1 pseudogene is annotated in these 407 nt (G+C 45.9%); it reads right to left on the bottom strand.

Annotated features, from left to right (window positions below):
• Nucleotides 1–407 (bottom strand): annotated as a pseudogene (locus BHE89_RS21480) (type VI secretion IcmF C-terminal domain-containing protein); the annotation flags it as partial.

Genomic DNA, 407 nt, shown 5'->3' on the forward strand with positions numbered 1-407 from the left:
AATTTGGGCATCTTCCAGTAAACGAATAATGCCCCAGACGCCACGATAATCACCATAAATACGCGTGCCTGTGTTTGTGGTTATCCAGCTCAGTGATGCCCCAGAGGCAACGGTATCCGCTGGCCAGACAAAACGCTGCCATTGGGGTTGCTGGTTATTGTAAAGAAGAGATTGTCTATCTATCATTAAATGCGTTTGCATAATGTTGGGTGAGGTACCTGGGCGTAATTCAAAGTAAAGACGTGCTTCACCATTCGCAAAAACAACATCCCCCCAGATAGCTGAGTTTATCTAAGGCTTTTAAAAACTCGGGATTAAAGGTTAAGCCTTGGGCATTGGTGGTATCGGGTACCCAATGGGTGCCTTCTTTACGCAACACTCCGTTGAGATGGCTTTCAAGAAAACGC

The organism is Shigella sp. FC1967 (genome assembly GCF_001743005.1).
GTDB lineage: Bacteria > Pseudomonadota > Gammaproteobacteria > Enterobacterales > Enterobacteriaceae > Proteus.